Raw genomic sequence first — 16,497 nt, forward strand, 5'->3', positions numbered from 1 at the left:
GTTACCTCTTGCGGACTTATAGCTTTCCCTTGTTTGGAAGCGTGTTCATATATTTTGTCTACTCTTTTATCGTGGCTGTCTGACCATTCACCGAATATCATTAATCCTCCATCTAGCTATCTAATTATGCAGTCTATTTGGTTCATTTGTCGGCCTCTAACAGCACAATCATGCACTCTGAGAACTCTTGTATGGCTTTTTGATTATGTAAACGCTCTCCAGCATTGGTAAAATTCTCTACAGTGAGGTCGATATTAATTTGAATATCGGATTGCCCACCCGCACGATTAAACCCGATGGAAGCTGCTTGTGTTTGTAGTTGCTCCATCAGTATCGGCAATGATGGCTCTAATTGATATACAGAAAAAACTCCGCCAGCCGTATCAGATTGACCAGAATTAACTAGCCCGCTTAAGTTGTTCTTGTAACCACTCCCGATAAGGTATGCCCTATCAGGAGCTGAGGGCTTTAGGACGACCTGACCGCTCTGATCAACAGCCATCTCATTAACAACTACTTTGACTGTAACCCCGAGGCTGTTTTGAGCTTTCATAAGCCCGATGGAGCCTGTGACTTTAATAAATTTGCCTTGGCGGTAAATGTGATCGCGAGTTAAAACGTTAAAAACAAATGTACAGCCTGTTACTGTGCCTTCTGAAATAAATGGCTGAGAGATGACGCTCAATGTTCCTGCCATTTTATCAAGATAAGATTCTTGTGTAGCAGAAATAGCATAAACATGCCTCACTCCTAACAATATGAATAGTACAGAGGCCGCTAAACGAGATTTACCTTTATTCACATTCGCCCCCGAATTTATTGGTCAGGTGACTTTACTCACAGCGCTGGAAAAGTCGAGGGCTTCATTTTTCGACCTTAGTTGGATCGTGGTCTATTTGCATTTCTCAACAATACTCAATCCTGAAAGGAATGGAAGCCTATGTCACGCATCAATATGCAGGGCGTGGATGGAAGCGGCTGCCTTTGTCATAAGTCAAAAGCAACGTATTGCAGCGTGCCAGCGTGCCCGCTTAACAGGATCAACGCTTCGATAAATTCGCAGCGGCAGCGATCCACTGATGACCCTGCTCAAGCATATACTGACGGGCAGCATCATCTTTGATTGGATGTGGGTTATTGTAAAACTGAAAGTTATAAACTGATTTCTCGAAAAGCTCTGCAATGTGCTGCTCGAGTTCAGGCTTATCCGCGATAACGAAAGCCAACATGCTTTTCGTCAAGGTTTGCAGAGCAAAGAAATCAAGCTTGTTGAGTTCTTCATTCGTTATTTGGTTATCCATGATTCTACCCCCGTCAATTTTCTAGATAGTTGAATCAATTCAGCACCATGTCCACAGCCTCGCTAATGCGGGGCTTTTTTATTGGAGAAAGCCATGTCCTTTGACTTCAAAAAGTATGCTGTCGGCGGGGCGATGCGGCCTGATAGCTTCTCAGGACTGGATCAGGGCTTTGCTTCTGCACTGTCCAATATGTTTGCGGCTGCGCCGCCGGAAATTGCTCAACATTTACGCATTACTTCCGGCTTTCGCTCTCCTGAGCGGCAGGCACAGCTATGGCAGGATGCGTTACAGAAATACGGATCACCGGAAAAAGCGAGGAAGTGGGTAGCGCCTCCGGGGCGATCCAATCACAATCATGGTCATGCTGTCGATCTGAAATATCTCGATCCGTCTGCAACGACATGGGCGCATGAGAATGCCGGTCGGTTTGGGCTGGCTTTCCCGCTTTCAAATGAGAACTGGCATATCGAACTTGCAGGCAGGCGAGGTGGGAAGCCTGATCCGGCACTGGTTGCCAGCGCTCCGCCTTCACAATCAGCCCTACCTCTGCCGAGTACATCCCCGCAACTGTCTGCACAAGTGTCAGCGCAACCTGTCTTAGGCAATGAGCAAGCGCCAGCCTTTGCAGAAGCCGCAGCGCAGGAGTCGAGCCGAACGCAATCCAGCTTGAATGCGCTTTTGCAAGCCTTCGGCCAGCAACAGCCGGAAGCATCACCGTTTTCGCCGGTTCAGTTCTCCGGCGTTTCTCCCAACCAGTCCAACGCACTCGCCTCGCTTGTGGCTTCAATCAAACAAGGACGCGCATAATGCCGATCAAAGATTACAGTACCACACCGTCAAATAACACGGCCATCAACGGGATTAATATTGCCGAGGGTTGTGCGCCTTCCAACATCAACAATGCGATCCGACAGCTTATGGCCGATCTGGCCGACAAGCAGGCGCTGAAAGCCTTTCTCAATGTCGTGATCGGTACGGATGTGCAGGCCTATGACCCTAAGCTTTATAATATGGTCGTACCTGTTGGCGGAACAATCGAATGGAATGGCGATACAGAGCCGGAAGGCTGGATGTTCGAGGACGGGCGCGCATTGTCCCGCACAACTTATCCGGCACTGTTCGCTGTGCTTGGCACAAAATGGGGGGCTGGCAACGGTACTACGACTTTCAATATCCCTGATAGTCGGGGGCGTGTTGTAGCTGGCATTAATCGCGGAACCGGCAGGCTCACCGCTGCGTACGGTGGGGTTGACGGTGATGTTCTTGGCGCTGTGGGTGGCTCGCAAACTCATGTACTGACGGAAGCGCAGATGCCAAGTCACCGGCATGAAGGCAATACCAATCAATCCGGCAGGCACTGGCACCATTATACAGGCGCAGCCACGAACGTGAATTACGGTGGCGACCGCCCATCTGGCACCGGAGGCAACAGCAAGTCTGCGACAGACGAAGCCGGTGAGCACTCCCACTATGTTGAGACAAATTACAAGGGCGGGAACCAGCCTCACAACAACGTTCAGCCGACGATTATCAAAAACAAGATTATTCGGGTGCTGTGATGGAAAAAACATCTCCTACTCCACAGGCGATTTCCGGTGTCTCAGATACGAGAAGCATCCGTGTCCTGCTCCTTGCGAACGGGCAACAGGTGCATGCGCCGTTAGACGGCCTTTTGAAACCTCTCGCTGACCGAATAACAGAACTTGAAGCCCGCCTTACTGCGGCTGGCTTATAAGAGGTGACGCATGGTTGATATTCCTTATCATACCCATCAATTTGACATTCCCACCGCATCTGAGGGTGAAATCCGCACTGGCGTAGAAGCCGGTAAAGCTATCACGCCTGATAAGCTTTTCCCTGTGCTTGCAGACAAGGCCGATAAGTCTACCACCCTTGCCGGATATGGCATTGTTGATGCCGCGACCAAAGAGCAGGGGCAGAAGGCAGATACGGCAGTGCAGCCTGCACAGGTTTCCGCTGTGGGCTTTTCAGGTCGCTATGACGATTTGCTGAACAAGCCTTCGCTTGGTAGTGCTTCGGGGCTGAATGTTGGCACGACTGCGGGAACTGTTGCGGCAGGTGACGATGCCCGTATCGTTAATGCCGCTCAACAAAGCATCACTGTAACTGCCGGAGCGGGGTTGAGCGGCGGCGGTACATTGGCTGCAAATATCGCTCTTGCTCTGTCCTCCACCTCACTCGCCTCGCTGGCTTTGGCTGATACTGCTGTTCAACCTTCAAGAAAGCTTACTGCCGGTACGGGACTGACGGGTGGAGGCGACTTCGCCGCTGACCGGACAGTGGCGCTTAACGCCGCAAGCATTGCGTCTCTTGCAAAAGCTGACACAGCCGTGCAGCCGCCAGCAATCGCCAATTTTGCCACGAGGGCGGAACTGACTGCCGGACTTGGAACAAAGCTTGATACCGGCGCTCAAGCTGCGGACAGTGCGAAGCTGCAAGGTTATACGGCTCTCACGCTTCCAATCTCGACAGCAACGCAAACTGCACTGGATGGAAAGGCAACCACAGCGCAGGGCGCAAAAGCTGACACTGCTGTTCAGCCGTCTGATCTTGGTGCTCTGGCAACAAAAAGCAAAGTTGCGACAGCAGATATTGATGCTTCCGGCTCAACAGCAGGTGGGGCGTTGCTAACCCGCGGCGGTGTATGGGTTGATCCGTCCGGCGGCGGCGACATGTTCCGTGCAACATATGACCCGAATAACAAGGCCACCGATGCTTTCAGCATGGGCAGTATGGTCGAAACGACATCTGCCAAGATTATGACCGCAGCTGAGCGGACAAAGCTTGCAGGCATTGCCACCGGTGCGACGGCGAACACAGGCACCGTTACAAGTGTCGGGGTTGCTGTACCAACTGGTTTATCTGCAACTGGCGCCATTACTACGAGCGGCACAATCACCATCTCATACGCCGCTGGCTATCAAGGCTACACCACAGCAGAGGCGAATAAGCTGGCCGATATTCCTGCTGATGCGGACAAGACGCCTACACTTGCAGCGGTGGCCACGACAGGCAGTTACACAGACTTGTCTAATAAGCCGACAATTCCAGCCGCACAGGTTCAAACCAACTGGAATGCTGCAAGCGGGATATCTTCAATTGCCAATAAACCGGCGACTTTCCCACCTTCAGCGCATACTCATACGCCTTCAGAAGTCGGTCTTGGTAATGTCAATAATACCAGTGACGCGAATAAACCTGTTTCGACCGCACAACAGACTGCGCTCAACGGCAAACAGAACAATTTGGGTTATACGCCAGCCAACAAGGCGGGTGATACGTTCACAGGTGACTGTAACTTTCAGTATATTGACATTCGTCGCGGAGCAGCATTCACGCAGCAGGCAATACAGGGAATCGGCTGGTCGTCTGGCTTCGTACCTTGGCGCATTATCTTGAACGGTGACAAAAGTCTTGCTTGGTGGGCTTATAACGAGAACACAGGTGATACTTACGGACAACGCATGCTCCTGACACAATCGGGCAATTTTGCTATCAATGGTAGCCTTTCAAAAGGTTCTGGTACTTTTCTTATCGACCACCCTCTTGATCCTGCCAACAAGAACCTTCGCCATGGCTTTGTTGAAGCACCAGAGTACGTAAATATTTACCGCGGTGTTGTCCGCCTTGTTAACGGCAAGGCAACCGTGAACATTGATGAATATTTCGGCATGATGTTCGGCACCTTCTGGGCGGTGAATACCGATATCATGGTGTCAGCTCTGCAAAATCAGGAAGGCAGCACAGTTGTCTGGCCTGAAGGCAAAATGACCGGTGGCACATTGAACATTACTTGTGCTGATACAGCCTGCAATGATGAAATCGCTTGGATGGTCACAGGTCGACGTAAAGACCCATATGTACTTTATAGCGATCCAAACTGCGAACGCGGCACCGGTCGTTTTATCCCTGAGTTTGATAAAGAGGTCTAACATGAGCACTGTGACAGTTGTTGATCATGAACGTATCGGGAAAAAAGGCTTTCCCATGCACCCAGAAGCGTATCCTGATTATGCGCTCCCCACGAAAGAAGTGCCTGTGGAAGAACATGAAGGCGGGGGTATTCCTGAAACAGAATTAACGCCAGAACAGCGCCGCGCACTAATGCCGCCAATCAGCAAGCGACAGCTCCGCCTGACATTGGTACGCAATGGCATCAGCCTGTCTGACCTTGATGCGGCTATTCTCGCGATGGGTGATGAAGCTGTAATCGAGTGGCAGGACGCTTCTGAGTACCGGCGATTGCACCCGCTGCTCAACCAAGTGGCAGCGCATCTGTCATTAACGCAGGAGCAAGTTGATGTAATGTGGCAGCAGGCGTTAAGCGCTTAAAACGAAAACAGCCCCAGAAATTAATCTGAGGCTGCAATGCAGTTCCGAATACAAAGAATTAGAACTTATAGTTCAAGCCAACGCGCACAGTGTGGAACTGAGATTTAGCTTCGCCGATACGAACATCGCGAACACCATCATAAGCATCGAGTTTCAGCTTACCAAGGTCAGTGTACAGATATTCTGTTTTAAGCGTCACGTTGTTTGTGATTGCATATTCTGCACCAGCACCAACAGTGTAGCCAACTTTGGTGTCAGACTGAGATGAGCCACCCATGTAATCGTTCGCATAGGTTTTAACTTTACCATATGCAACACCACCAGTTGCGTAGACCATGAAGCGGTCAACCGGAGTGTAACCAAGACGGACACGTGTTGTACCGAACCAGCTTACCTTTGTTCCGAGGTTCACCAATGTACCGCCTGGGACACTGACATCAAAATCGGATTTTACGCCGGAGCCTTGAATATCAGTTTCAATACCAACAACTGCCTGGTCAAACTGCCAGTTATAACCGGCCTGAACACCGCCGATAAAACCACTGGCATTACCTTTGAGTGACAGGTCGCCAAGCAATTCGTTGAAATCAGTTTTGAATTTACCGCCTGCATAACCGGCATTCACACCGATATAACCACCTGTCCAAGAGAAGGTGTCAACCACAGCTGGTGCTGGTTCGTTATAAACTACGGCATCGGCGGCCATAGCGGAGCCGGTGAACAAAAGTGCGGCGGATGCTGCAAGGGTAAGGCTTTTAAACATATTGATCTCCCAAAAGATGATTCTTGAGTTATTTTCTACACTGGCAAGTGAAAAATAGCTGTTACATGACAGCAACAGTCATGTGAAAACGCATATTCATTTGTCTGTAGCAGTTAAGCTTTGTAATTATTATTTTCAACAATGAACTGATGCCTCGCTTTTGCGGGGCTTTTTTTATGAAAGGAACGCTATGCGTGAGACCTTAACGACCGCGCTTGACCTGATGTTTGGTCATGAGGGCGGATATGTGAATAATCCGAAAGACCCGGGCGGTGCCACGAAGTACGGCATCACACACAGGACATTGGCCGCTCACCGTGGTGTTGCCAGCGTTACACCTGCACAGGTCAAAGCGCTCACCAAGGAAGAAGCTGCAAAGATTTATCGGCGCTCCTATTGGGTGCAATCCGGCGGCGATCTGCTTCCGGTTGGCATTGACTTCATGGCTTTTGACTATGGTGTGAACAGTGGCCCAGCACAGGCGATTAAATCGCTACAACGGATTGTTGGCGTGACGGCTGATGGTATCGTCGGCGCTCATACCGTTGCGGCTGTGAAGGCATATAAGGGCGATCTGATCGCCGCTTATGCGGCGGAGCGTCTTCGGTTCATGAAGACATTGAAAACTTGGCCGGTGTTTGGTCGGGGTTGGCAACACCGGGTGAGAGGCGTGGAAGCACAAGCGCGGCAGATAACCGAGGGAGGCCATGTTGATTCTGCTGCTCATAATGCTTCAGCTAAAGCCAACCCCAAAGATCAGTCAATCACGGAAACGCTGAAAAAACCAGAGGCATGGGCATCAATCGGTGGCCTTTTGTCAGGTCTTGGCGGTATGGCTTCCGGCACCGGTCCGATGCAGTGGGCGCTTGCAATCATCATGGTCGGAGCATTTGCCACCGGTGTTTATTTCCTCATCAAGCGCATGCAGGATCAGGCGGCATGAAGATCAACTTTCAACACATCACTGGTGCGGTTATCGGAGGGGCAGTTTCAGGCCTCTTTTTTTATGCGCTTGGGCAACATGACGGCAAGCAGGATGCGGCCTTGAAAGCCGCTCAAGCTGTCACACAGGCAATTCAGAACAGGGCAGGGATCAATGAAACAATCGACAATTTGGACAGCGTTGCTTTGTGTGTTGAGCTTGGCGGGGTGCGCGACCAGTGCGAACAATTGCGCGGGCTGGCAGAAGATCAGCGTTAAGCCCGAAACCGCTGTCTATCTGGCAGGTAATGACCAAAGCGCAGGTAAGGGCATTGCTGGTCATAATGCATATGGGAACAAGGCGGGGTGCTGGTGATGTCGCCAACAGAGAATGATTTCGATCTTCGTTCCCGCGTTGTAAATCTTGAGCAGCAGCTAACGGGTATTCTCCCTCGCCTTGTGGTTCTGGAGAAGTTTTAGGTTCAGTCTGAAATAGCAGATGCACGCAAAGACGAACAATGGAAGCATATGGACAACCGGTTTAACGATCTTGAGAAGAAAATATCCGGTGTAAGTGATACTCTGGCTAAGGTCGTTTGGCTTATAATAAGCGCTCTGATCCTTGGGGTTGTCAGCTTCATGATAAAGGGTGGTTTTAATGTGGCTTAATGTTGCTCTTTGGTTTTGATTTCTTTGTTTTTGAAGGCGGTGTGATCGCGGCTTGAGCAAGTCTTTGTGCTTTTAATCGGGCGGTCTTCTCATCACGAAGTTTCACATTTTCTTCGATTTCATCGGAGATACGTGCATGAACACTGCTTTGATGCTGTGTTTTCTCAAAGGCAATTTCTGCATTTTGACGTAATAAGCTATGCATTGATTTCATCTGGTAGCCAATCTTGATGTGAGAAATAAAAAAGGCCAGACAAAAATGCCTGACCTCTCATTATGTGTATTCTCTCCAGTGCCAGTACATCCGTGGTCAAAGGAGTGAGTTACACCAAGTTATGCTGCTTGCAGATTGCAAGCTGACATTTTGCCTGACTTATTATCACGCTCAAGATCGTAACCGAGCTTCTGGCCTTCAACGATTTCACGCATGCCAGCGCGTTCAACGGCTGAAATGTGAACAAATACGTCTGCATTGCCGTTGTCAGGCTGAATGAAGCCGAAGCCTTTTGTGGAATTAAACCATTTAACTGTGCCGGTGGTCATAATGAACCCTTTCATAGCAACATAAGGTGCTCATAACGCAGAATAGCGTTACGAGTATGATAGCGATTTTTGAGATGAAAGGTTCGTTAAGGGCGCAGATGCTGCGCAAAAAGCAAAGCTAAACAAGTAAAATATCGATAACACCAATATGGACTATTAATATTTTTTGTCAATCATTAGTTTTTTAAATTTATTTATATCAATTTTAAGTTGTAGTTGAAATTAAGCAGTACGACCCAATATGAGTTGGTCAATCCCTCATGTTGGAGAATTAAAACAGCAGTCTATAGAGCTTTAGTATATGTAAGTCACTTAACTGTTTTATTGCCGTCCTCTTTGTGTTCAAAGCAGAACCATTCGACGCCATACCGGCCGTTAAATCCCCAGCTACCCCACTTTTTGCAGCCTTCATGCATGCACCAGTGGATATAGAGTGCCTCCTGTTTGGCCGGTTTGTTTTCCCATGGCGGGGTGTCATCGCTCATTGTGCCGAGTCCTCATTCAAAACAATCTCCTCATACCGTCATCTTCCTGGTAAATAAAATACGATCCCTGCAGATCGACCTGACCAGCAAGTATATCCACGCTACTGATGCCGCGATAACCGCAGACATGGCACCTTATTCGACGTGGCATAGTGAGTATTTCGGTCTCTTCTCCGCACATCATGGCCATGAATCGCGACGGTATATCTCTGACCCGTCCACACCCTCCACAAGTCAGGCGCAGCAGGTCAAGATGACTTAAGCTGCGTAAAGTTGGCATCATGCCAGCCCTCCGGTAAAGCCGGACATTTCATCCTGCCGAACCATGGCCATACGCATCTGACCTTTGCAGCCTCGTGCCTTGCATCGGGCGCGTTTCTCTATCTCATCCAGATATAATTGTTCGCGTCCTTTGGCTGTGCAGATTGTGGCCTTGTTAATGTAAACAAGCCTGCTGCATTTTTTACAGATCATTTCCAGCTTTTGAGTGTCGGACAAATCACTGACCCTGTAATTGGTTTTCCAGTTGCCCATTAATAGAAGTCCTCCGCAGAGGGAATGCGCACATAGCTGATTTTGCCGCCGACATGACCACCCGCAGGCGGCTTCCATTCGCCCATGTGAACAATCGTGCTGGAATATTTGGAATTGAGCGCATCCATAGCGCCATTTGCCTTTTCCCATTTCTGCCGGATTGCATCATCATTGTTGAAGATATCCAGCTGACGGGCATTGGCCTCGCTCAAATCCATCAGGGTCACACCAACACGGAATATGGTTGTGCGCCTCGGCAGCTCTCGCCGTGCGCATTCCCATAGGGCTGTATGCGCTGTCATGATGGCTTGCTCATCATTCACGGTTGGCATTTTGATCGTTCGGAACCATGAGCCGCCATCAATTGCCATCCAGAGCCACAAGCCGCTGGCATAGTATTCCTCACGCCGCAGCCGTCTGCCAGCCTTCACCAAGAGCAAACGGGCAATCTCATAGGCTCCGTTGATACTGCGGCTCTCTGGTGGCAATACACGGGCATGTCCATACATGCCCCGCTTCTGTGGCATGGCCTGAATGTCGTAGCCGTGCAGTGCCATCCAAAGCCGCTCTCCGTTCACACTGCGCCAGATTTTGCGCATATGCTTTGGCTGCAGGTTGTAGAGCTGCTCGGTTGTGATCACTTGACTATGAGCCAGTCGCATTTTCATGCTGTGGCCAACCCCCGGAACGTCTTCAAGCTTCACCTGAAACAACGGTTCCGGCATCATGTGCGGGTGCCAGATCGCTAAACCATTGCCATATTGCCCAGCCTTCTTGCTGGCATCTTTGCCAGCCTTACAGGCCATCTTTGCCAGCTGCCGGTTAGCTGCGAAGCCGATAGAGCAGGTGATAAACTCACCTATATTTTTATTAATGGTGCTTTTGATTTCATACGCCAAGCCTTCCGGATCGCGCCGTCCGCGGTCATCCAGAATACAGGTCAGCTCATCAATGCTCTTGGCTGTATCGATAGGAATGACGGTTTCAATTTCACAGAGCAGGGCGTTGTGAGCGCGGCGGTAAAGGTCTGGTTTCTGCCCAATTAAAATGAGGTCAGGGCAAAGTGCTTTCGCATCCTTAATCTTCATGACGTTTTTTACGCCATAGGCTTTCGCTTCTTTTGAGCAGGCGATAACGGCCGTGCGATCTGTGCCTACAAACGGTACAACGCCGACCGGCCGACCACGCAGGCGCTTATCGCATTGCTGTTCAACGCTGGCAAAGAAGCCGTCAAAATCCAAATATAATCGTTCAATCGTTTCTGGCTTACGCATGGCACAACAAATCCGTGGCGCAAACGAGTGCGCAAAAGGTCAGCAAGTTTTAAAAATTCAATTCTGTTCTACAAATGTTCTCTTATGCGAAAAGAGTCAAGAAAGATTCGAGAGTGCTAATTGAGGCTGTGAATCAGTGTTGATGATTTCCGCTTGGGATTTTGATTCTTTAAAGCGCTTGCTGCGATTCCTCGTGCACGGATTTTGCACGGATGCACGTGTTTATTCGCGCTTTGTTCCGTACGTTCATGCAGAAATGAAAAAAGCGCCCGAATAAGGCGCTTTGCATCTATTTGAATTCTTTGGGAAAACTGGTGCTGCGAGAGAGGATTGAACTCTCGACCTCTCCATTACCAATGGAGTGCTCTACCACTGAGCTACCGCAGCATACTGTCCGTTGCGGCGGACTTCTGGCATAAGATTCGTGAAACCGCAAGCCATCAAATGCATTTCTTTTGCTTAAAATACAAAAACCGTACAAACCTGTGCATATGTATGCTTTTCCAAACAGGTTTGCTGGTGTAAAAGAACCGCATAATGACTGATAAGCCTGATACCCCATCCCAAAAAGCAGAAGCAGATCAGCGTGCTAAGCGCCGTTCTGAACAATTGCGTGCGAATCTCATGCGTCGCAAAGCGCAGATTCGTTCAAGACGTTCCGGTGCGGAAGATGAGCGCGGCGAAGGATTGCCTGCTGCCGGTAAGACTGAAACTGACTGAATACCTCGTCCGGATGATATTTCTAAACTTTTTCAATTTAGGATCATGTCCGGAAGACGAAAGCCTGAATGTTTACAGTTCGGGGCTGCATTATGAGCCTCCCGCATAATGCAAAGCTGCCGGACGGATCATGGCTTTAATGAAAAGTGTGATTTTAGAATAAAAGACACATTTCTGATTGAATCAGACTGTTGTGTCAGCACCAAACTGCTTTATGGCAGCATTAATATCAGCGCAGACTTTGCACGGCAAAGATATCTGTAACAGGAAAACCGGAACAGGACAGAAGCAGCATCTGCTGTGACTGTCTGAAAACAGGCTGTCTCGACAAATGCAGGGAATGCGTTTTGTGCAGGAAGACATTGCCGTGAAAGTGAAAAATTATGGATCGTATTAAAATCACCGGCGGCAACAAACTGAACGGCATTATCCCGATTTCCGGCGCGAAAAATGCAGCTCTGCCACTGATGATTGCATCGCTTCTGACCAATGAAACGCTGACGCTTGAAAATATGCCGCATCTGGCCGATGTGGAGCTGCTGACACGCATTCTCGGCAATCACGGTGCGGATTATTCGGTCAACGGCCGTCGCGAACATCAGAACGGCTCCTATGAGCGCACTGTGCATTTCACCACGAAGAATATCGTTGACACCACTGCACCTTATGAACTGGTTGCTAAAATGCGCGCCAGCTTCTGGGTTATCGGACCGCTTCTGGCACGTGCCGGTGAAGCGATTGTGTCGCTGCCGGGTGGCTGTTCGATCGGCACACGTCCGGTTGATCTGATGCTCGACAGCCTGACTGCACTGGGTGCAAAGATCGAGATTGAAAACGGTTATGCCCGTGCAACAACCAGTTCGGGTCTTGTCGGAGCTGAATTCACATTCCCGAAAGTCTCTGTCGGTGCGACCCATGTGGCGCTGATGGCTGCCTGTCTCGCCAAGGGCGATACAATTATTCACAACGCGGCCTGTGAGCCGGAGGTGGTAAACCTCGCAGAATGCCTGAATGCCATGGGTGCGAAAATTGAAGGTGCGGGTACACCGACTATTCACATTCAGGGTGTGACCAGCCTGAATGGCGCGCGTGTTCGCGTGATTCCTGACCGTATTGAAACCGGCACCTATGCCATGGCTGTTGCCATGACCGGCGGTGATGTGGTTCTGCAGAATACCCGATCTGACCTGTTGCAGTCTGCACTGGATGTCGTGCGCCAGACCGGCGCAGAGATCACCGATGTGGAAAACGGCATTCGCGTGGTGCGCAATGGTCACGGCATTGAACCGGTGAATATTACGACCGATCCGTTCCCGGGTTTCCCGACCGATTTGCAGGCGCAGTTTATGGGTCTGATGACCAAAGCCAAAGGCACATCGCATATTACGGAAACGATTTTTGAAAATCGTTTCATGCATGTGCAGGAACTGGCGCGTCTGGGTGCAAAAATCTCCCTGTCCGGCCAAACCGCAACGGTTGAAGGTGTTGAGCGCCTGAAAGGTGCGCCGGTGATGGCGACCGATCTTCGTGCCTCTGCAACACTGGTGATTGCAGGTCTGGCGGCAGAAGGTGAAACCACTGTGAACCGCGTGTATCATCTGGATCGTGGTTTTGAACGTCTGGAAGAGAAGCTGTCCAATTGCGGGGCCGAAGTTTCCCGCATCAGCGGTTAATCTGTTTGCAGGTTTTTCTGAACCAGACCCCGATCTGTTGTCGCAGGTCGGGGTTTGCTATTAATCAGTAGTGCTTTTTACTGTTAAGTGCTTATATCAATGGGATAGACTGTTCTTAGCGAATTGAAATGCTCAAGGAGAATGATTGCGAATGCTCAAGCTTGTGGCAATGGATGAGGAAGACTTACAGATTATTTCTGCACATATGCAGGATGCGGTTCTGAAAGTCGGCGATCTGGATTACCGCCCTGCGGAGCAGCGTTTTATTCTTGCGTGCAACCGTTTTGCCCGCGAACAGCAACCTGTGCGCGCACGCGGCAAAGAGAGCTATGAGCGCCGCCGCAGCGTGTTGCATTTTGACCGTGTAACGCAGGTACGTGTACAGAATATCGACCGCACCGCACCACAGGATGTGTTGTCTTTGCTGGCGATTAATTTTGAACCGGCTGATACGCCTTCCGGTGTGATTGAACTGGTTTTTGCAGCGGATAAGACCATTCGTCTTACTGTTGAAGTGATAGAAATGCGCCTTGCTGATCTGGGGCCTGCCTGGGAAACCGGCAATAAGCCGGATCACATAGCTGCCGATAATATGACGAAATGAGGGGTTAGCGTGGTTCAGACGCTCATACAAAGTGCCGCAGATTTTGAAAACCGTTTTGCGGCGTTTCTAGCAGGCAAACGCGAAGTTTCAGAAGATGTTGACCGTGCCGTGCGTGAGATCGTGCAGCAGGTACGCGAGCGCGGCGATCAGGCGCTGATCGACTATTCCAAACGTTTTGACCGGATTGATCTGGAAAAGACCGGCATTGCTGTGACTGCTGAGGAAGTACAGGAAGCTGTTAAAAATGCCGACCAGTCTGTGATTGATGCGCTGATTGTGGCGCGTGACCGGATTGAATCCTATCACAAGCGCCAATTGCCGAAAGACGATTATTATACCGATGCACTCGGTGTTGAGCTTGGCTCACGCTGGACAGCCGTTGAATCGGTCGGGCTCTATGTGCCGGGTGGTACAGCCAGCTATCCGAGCTCGGTGCTGATGAATGCGGTACCGGCTAAAGTCGCGGGTGTCGAGCGTATCGTTATTGTGGTTCCGTCACCGGATGGCGTGTTGAATCCTCTGGTGCTGGTGGCTGCGCATCTTGCCGGTGTTTCAGAGATTTACCGTGTGGGCGGTGCGCAGGCAGTTGCAGCTCTGGCCTATGGGACTGAAACCATCAAACCGGTTTCTAAAATCGTCGGTCCTGGCAATGCCTATGTTGCTGCTGCAAAACGTCTGGTTTTCGGCACAGTCGGTATTGATATGATTGCAGGCCCGTCAGAAGTGCTGGTTGTGGCTGACAGTGACAATAATCCGGACTGGATTGCCGCGGATTTGCTGGCGCAGGCCGAGCATGATGCTTTTGCCCAGTCAATTCTGCTGACTGACAGTGCGGATTTCGCCAAATCGGTAGAAGATGCGGTTGAACGTCAGTTACAGACTTTGCCGCGCGCGGAAATCGCCCGTGCAAGCTGGCAGGATTTTGGTGCGGTCATTCTGGTGGATGATTTTGACAGCGCTGTGCCGCTGATTAATCGTATTGCTGCCGAGCATCTGGAAATTGCAGTGGCTGATACGGATGGTCTGCTGCCGAAAATCCGCAATGCCGGTGCGATTTTCATCGGAAAATATACGCCGGAAGCGATCGGTGATTACGTCGGCGGGCCGAACCATGTTCTGCCGACAGCCCGATCCGCGCGGTTCTCTTCCGGCCTGTCGGTGATGGATTTTGTAAAACGCACCTCACTTTTAAAACTGGGTGCGGAGCAGTTGCGTCTTCTCGGGCCATCCGCGATTACGCTGGCTGAAACTGAAGGATTGCAGGCACACGGTCTGTCGATTTCACGACGGCTGAATATGTAACGATGAATGAGGGACAGCGGGCAGGTTTTCTGTATACCGCCTGCGTAAAGAGTGATGACCGGAAAAAGTGACAATGCCCGGCTGATCGATGTGGAACTGGACGAGACAATCGGCCAGTCTACGCCGGATATTGAGCATGAACGGGCCGTCGCTATTTTTGATCTGATCGAGGAAAACAGTTTTTCTCCGGTTGGTGACAGTAATGGCGGGCCTTATCGTCTGCGTTTGTCACTGGTTGAAAAACGCCTGATCTTCAATATTACGCGTGAGGCAGGGGAGCTTGTGGCAACGCATATTCTCTCGCTGTCTCCGCTGCGTAAAACGGTCAAAGATTATTTTCTGATCTGCGAAAGCTATTATGCAGCCATCCGCTCGGCAACACCGAGCCGTATTGAGGCGATTGATATGGGGCGGCGCGGCTTGCATAATGAAGGCTCGCAGACTTTGATGAACCGGCTTGAAGGTAAGATCGACCTTGATTTCGATACGGCACGGCGTTTGTTTACGCTTGTCTGTGTGCTGCACTGGCGCGGGTGACGGATGAGCATAATTCCTGATCCGGTACCGGATGCTCTTGCAGATGCTGCCACTGTCAAAAAACCGGCATCCGTTCTGTTTGTCTGCGGAATGAATGCTATACGCTCGCCGATGGCGGAGATTCTCACCCGTTCCATGCTGCAGGGCAAAACCTATGTCGCATCGGCGGGTGTAACACGCGGCGAACGTGATATGTTTGTGGATGCGGTTCTTGAAGAAGAGGGGCTGTCGCTCAATGAAAGACAGCCTGTCGGACTGGAAGAGCTGAATGACGGTTATTTTGACCTGATTATTACGCTGACACCGCAGGCACATCATGTGGTATTGGAGCGGATGCGCAGTTTTGCGGCCAATGTGGAATATTGGCCGATGCCTGATCCGACACTAGTCACCGGCTCACGGGAGCAGCGTTTATCGGCCTACCGAGATGTTCGCGACCGTTTAAAACAGAAAATTACTGAACGTTTTCTGTGATTCAGCAGAGCTTTTAACAGTTCTCCATTTCAGTTGTTCACAAACGGACTCTAATCATATAGGTTCCGCGCAAATTCAGACCTTCTGCATGATGCAGATTTATTAAACTAAAAGACAGGTTACGTATGGCTAAAGAAGAAGTCCTTGAGTTCCCGGGTATTGTAACGGAACTTTTGCCGAATGCTATGTTTCGGGTAAAACTCGAAAACGAACATGAAATCATCGCTCATACGGCTGGCCGTATGCGTAAAAACCGCATTCGCGTTCTGGCCGGCGACAAGGTACTGGTGGAAATGACCCCTTATGACCTTTCCAAAGGTCGTATTACCTACCGCTTTAAATAA

Annotated in this window: 21 protein-coding genes and 1 tRNA gene; 13 read left to right on the forward strand and 9 right to left on the reverse strand. The window is 50.2% G+C overall.

All coding sequences use genetic code 11. The features are described from left to right. Nucleotides 1–142: 142 nt before the first annotated feature. Nucleotides 143–802, reverse strand: a complete 660-nt coding sequence (locus LDL70_RS16955) for a hypothetical protein (protein WP_225689218.1) — start codon at nt 800–802, stop codon at nt 143–145. Between the two features lie 238 nt (nt 803–1,040). Further along, a complete protein-coding gene (locus LDL70_RS16960) occupies nt 1,041–1,301 on the reverse strand; it encodes a hypothetical protein (RefSeq protein WP_116089435.1) in 261 nt (86 codons plus the stop codon). Nucleotides 1,302–1,394: 93 nt separating this feature from the next. Between LDL70_RS16960 and LDL70_RS16965 the strand changes: the two genes are divergently transcribed. The 4 genes from LDL70_RS16965 (at nt 1,395) to LDL70_RS16980 (ending at nt 5,654) form a co-directional block, all read left to right on the forward strand. Continuing rightward, the gene (locus LDL70_RS16965; RefSeq protein ID WP_225689220.1) at nt 1,395–2,108 is read left to right on the forward strand and encodes a M15 family metallopeptidase; all 714 of its coding nucleotides are present in this window, start codon (nt 1,395–1,397) and stop codon (nt 2,106–2,108) included. After that, on the forward strand, nt 2,108–2,860 hold the full coding sequence (locus tag LDL70_RS16970; protein ID WP_225689224.1) for a phage tail protein: 753 nt from the start codon (nt 2,108–2,110) through the stop codon (nt 2,858–2,860). The genes LDL70_RS16965 and LDL70_RS16970 overlap by 1 nt, the downstream gene beginning before the upstream one ends. A 186-nt stretch (nt 2,861–3,046) precedes the next feature. Beyond that, nucleotides 3,047–5,254 (forward strand): hypothetical protein, encoded by a 2,208-nt coding sequence (locus LDL70_RS16975; RefSeq protein ID WP_225689225.1) that lies wholly within the window; start codon nt 3,047–3,049, stop codon nt 5,252–5,254. A 1-nt stretch (nt 5,255) separates the two neighbouring features. Further along, a complete protein-coding gene (locus LDL70_RS16980; RefSeq protein ID WP_225689227.1) occupies nt 5,256–5,654 on the forward strand; it encodes a hypothetical protein in 399 nt (132 codons plus the stop codon). A 58-nt stretch (nt 5,655–5,712) separates the two neighbouring features. Here the strand turns inward: LDL70_RS16980 and LDL70_RS16985 are convergent, their stop codons facing one another. Beyond that, a complete protein-coding gene (locus LDL70_RS16985; protein WP_225689229.1) occupies nt 5,713–6,417 on the reverse strand; it encodes an outer membrane protein in 705 nt (234 codons plus the stop codon). Between the two features lie 190 nt (nt 6,418–6,607). Here LDL70_RS16985 and LDL70_RS16990 point away from each other — a divergent pair, with 190 nt between their 5' ends. Both LDL70_RS16990 and LDL70_RS16995 read left to right on the forward strand, forming a co-directional pair. Further along, nucleotides 6,608–7,360 carry a glycoside hydrolase family 108 protein gene (locus LDL70_RS16990; RefSeq protein WP_225689231.1) on the forward strand — a complete coding sequence of 251 codons (753 nt, stop codon included), beginning with the start codon at nt 6,608–6,610 and terminating at the stop codon, nt 7,358–7,360. Then, nucleotides 7,357–7,617: a hypothetical protein gene (locus LDL70_RS16995; RefSeq protein ID WP_225689233.1), complete on the forward strand. Its 261-nt coding sequence runs from the start codon at nt 7,357–7,359 to the stop codon at nt 7,615–7,617. The genes LDL70_RS16990 and LDL70_RS16995 overlap by 4 nt, the downstream gene beginning before the upstream one ends. Before the next feature lie 376 nt (nt 7,618–7,993). Here LDL70_RS16995 and LDL70_RS17000 read toward each other — a convergent pair whose 3' ends face one another. From LDL70_RS17000 to LDL70_RS17025, 6 genes are all read right to left on the reverse strand, one after another. Then, nucleotides 7,994–8,212 carry a hypothetical protein gene (locus LDL70_RS17000; protein ID WP_225689235.1) on the reverse strand — a complete coding sequence of 73 codons (219 nt, stop codon included), beginning with the start codon at nt 8,210–8,212 and terminating at the stop codon, nt 7,994–7,996. A gap of 128 nt (nt 8,213–8,340) precedes the next feature. Beyond that, nucleotides 8,341–8,550, reverse strand: coding sequence for a cold-shock protein (locus LDL70_RS17005; protein WP_028233511.1), 210 nt, complete (start codon nt 8,548–8,550; stop codon nt 8,341–8,343). Nucleotides 8,551–8,858: 308 nt separating this feature from the next. Further along, a complete protein-coding gene (locus LDL70_RS17010; protein ID WP_225689237.1) occupies nt 8,859–9,035 on the reverse strand; it encodes a hypothetical protein in 177 nt (58 codons plus the stop codon). Nucleotides 9,036–9,314: 279 nt separating this feature from the next. After that, the gene (locus tag LDL70_RS17015; protein ID WP_151159697.1) at nt 9,315–9,569 is read right to left on the reverse strand and encodes a hypothetical protein; all 255 of its coding nucleotides are present in this window, start codon (nt 9,567–9,569) and stop codon (nt 9,315–9,317) included. After that, nucleotides 9,569–10,843, reverse strand: a complete 1,275-nt coding sequence (locus LDL70_RS17020; protein WP_225689239.1) for a type VI secretion protein ImpB — start codon at nt 10,841–10,843, stop codon at nt 9,569–9,571. Before LDL70_RS17020 ends, LDL70_RS17015 begins: the two co-directional genes overlap by 1 nt. A gap of 312 nt (nt 10,844–11,155) precedes the next feature. Next, a tRNA-Thr gene (locus tag LDL70_RS17025) sits at nt 11,156–11,230 on the reverse strand. A gap of 150 nt (nt 11,231–11,380) precedes the next feature. On the opposite strand from LDL70_RS17025, the gene LDL70_RS17030 reads away from it, so the two are divergent. The 7 genes from LDL70_RS17030 (at nt 11,381) to infA (ending at nt 16,497) form a co-directional block, all read left to right on the forward strand. Further along, complete coding sequence (locus tag LDL70_RS17030; protein WP_022709168.1) at nt 11,381–11,563, forward strand: hypothetical protein; 183 nt, start codon at nt 11,381–11,383, stop codon at nt 11,561–11,563. A 383-nt stretch (nt 11,564–11,946) separates the two neighbouring features. Continuing rightward, nucleotides 11,947–13,236, forward strand: a complete 1,290-nt coding sequence (gene murA, locus LDL70_RS17035) for a UDP-N-acetylglucosamine 1-carboxyvinyltransferase (protein ID WP_022709169.1) — start codon at nt 11,947–11,949, stop codon at nt 13,234–13,236. 145 nt (nt 13,237–13,381) lie between these two features. Beyond that, the gene (locus tag LDL70_RS17040) at nt 13,382–13,840 is read left to right on the forward strand and encodes a DUF2948 family protein (RefSeq protein WP_225688643.1); all 459 of its coding nucleotides are present in this window, start codon (nt 13,382–13,384) and stop codon (nt 13,838–13,840) included. A 9-nt stretch (nt 13,841–13,849) separates the two neighbouring features. Continuing rightward, entirely contained in the window at nt 13,850–15,142 is a 1,293-nt protein-coding gene (gene hisD, locus LDL70_RS17045) for a histidinol dehydrogenase (RefSeq protein ID WP_225688645.1), read from the forward strand. A 54-nt stretch (nt 15,143–15,196) separates the two neighbouring features. Next, on the forward strand, nt 15,197–15,679 hold the full coding sequence (locus tag LDL70_RS17050; protein ID WP_022709172.1) for a UPF0262 family protein: 483 nt from the start codon (nt 15,197–15,199) through the stop codon (nt 15,677–15,679). Between the two features lie 3 nt (nt 15,680–15,682). Next, the gene (locus LDL70_RS17055; RefSeq protein ID WP_022709173.1) at nt 15,683–16,153 is read left to right on the forward strand and encodes a low molecular weight phosphatase family protein; all 471 of its coding nucleotides are present in this window, start codon (nt 15,683–15,685) and stop codon (nt 16,151–16,153) included. 125 nt (nt 16,154–16,278) lie between these two features. Continuing rightward, on the forward strand, nt 16,279–16,497 hold the full coding sequence (gene infA / locus LDL70_RS17060) for a translation initiation factor IF-1 (RefSeq protein WP_022709174.1): 219 nt from the start codon (nt 16,279–16,281) through the stop codon (nt 16,495–16,497).

This window comes from Pseudochrobactrum sp. XF203, from assembly GCF_020341615.1.
Taxonomy (GTDB): domain Bacteria; phylum Pseudomonadota; class Alphaproteobacteria; order Rhizobiales; family Rhizobiaceae; genus Pseudochrobactrum; species Pseudochrobactrum saccharolyticum.

What these genes read in the sequence shown, in the direction of transcription:
- LDL70_RS16960 (WP_116089435.1), bottom strand. Translation starts at nt 1,301, where the DNA reads ATGGATAACCAAATAACGAATGAAGAACTCAACAAGCTTGATTTCTTT.
- LDL70_RS16965 (WP_225689220.1), top strand. Translation starts at nt 1,395, where the DNA reads ATGTCCTTTGACTTCAAAAAGTATGCTGTCGGCGGGGCGATGCGGCCT.
- LDL70_RS16970 (WP_225689224.1), top strand. Translation starts at nt 2,108, where the DNA reads ATGCCGATCAAAGATTACAGTACCACACCGTCAAATAACACGGCCATC.
- LDL70_RS16975 (WP_225689225.1), top strand. Translation starts at nt 3,047, where the DNA reads ATGGTTGATATTCCTTATCATACCCATCAATTTGACATTCCCACCGCA.
- LDL70_RS16980 (WP_225689227.1), top strand. Translation starts at nt 5,256, where the DNA reads ATGAGCACTGTGACAGTTGTTGATCATGAACGTATCGGGAAAAAAGGC.
- LDL70_RS16985 (WP_225689229.1), bottom strand. Translation starts at nt 6,417, where the DNA reads ATGTTTAAAAGCCTTACCCTTGCAGCATCCGCCGCACTTTTGTTCACC.
- LDL70_RS16990 (WP_225689231.1), top strand. Translation starts at nt 6,608, where the DNA reads ATGCGTGAGACCTTAACGACCGCGCTTGACCTGATGTTTGGTCATGAG.
- LDL70_RS16995 (WP_225689233.1), top strand. Translation starts at nt 7,357, where the DNA reads ATGAAGATCAACTTTCAACACATCACTGGTGCGGTTATCGGAGGGGCA.
- LDL70_RS17000 (WP_225689235.1), bottom strand. Translation starts at nt 8,212, where the DNA reads ATGCATAGCTTATTACGTCAAAATGCAGAAATTGCCTTTGAGAAAACA.
- LDL70_RS17005 (WP_028233511.1), bottom strand. Translation starts at nt 8,550, where the DNA reads ATGACCACCGGCACAGTTAAATGGTTTAATTCCACAAAAGGCTTCGGC.
- LDL70_RS17010 (WP_225689237.1), bottom strand. Translation starts at nt 9,035, where the DNA reads ATGAGCGATGACACCCCGCCATGGGAAAACAAACCGGCCAAACAGGAG.
- LDL70_RS17015 (WP_151159697.1), bottom strand. Translation starts at nt 9,569, where the DNA reads ATGGGCAACTGGAAAACCAATTACAGGGTCAGTGATTTGTCCGACACT.
- LDL70_RS17020 (WP_225689239.1), bottom strand. Translation starts at nt 10,843, where the DNA reads ATGCGTAAGCCAGAAACGATTGAACGATTATATTTGGATTTTGACGGC.
- LDL70_RS17030 (WP_022709168.1), top strand. Translation starts at nt 11,381, where the DNA reads ATGACTGATAAGCCTGATACCCCATCCCAAAAAGCAGAAGCAGATCAG.
- murA (WP_022709169.1), top strand. Translation starts at nt 11,947, where the DNA reads ATGGATCGTATTAAAATCACCGGCGGCAACAAACTGAACGGCATTATC.
- LDL70_RS17050 (WP_022709172.1), top strand. Translation starts at nt 15,197, where the DNA reads ATGACCGGAAAAAGTGACAATGCCCGGCTGATCGATGTGGAACTGGAC.
- LDL70_RS17055 (WP_022709173.1), top strand. Translation starts at nt 15,683, where the DNA reads ATGAGCATAATTCCTGATCCGGTACCGGATGCTCTTGCAGATGCTGCC.
- infA (WP_022709174.1), top strand. Translation starts at nt 16,279, where the DNA reads ATGGCTAAAGAAGAAGTCCTTGAGTTCCCGGGTATTGTAACGGAACTT.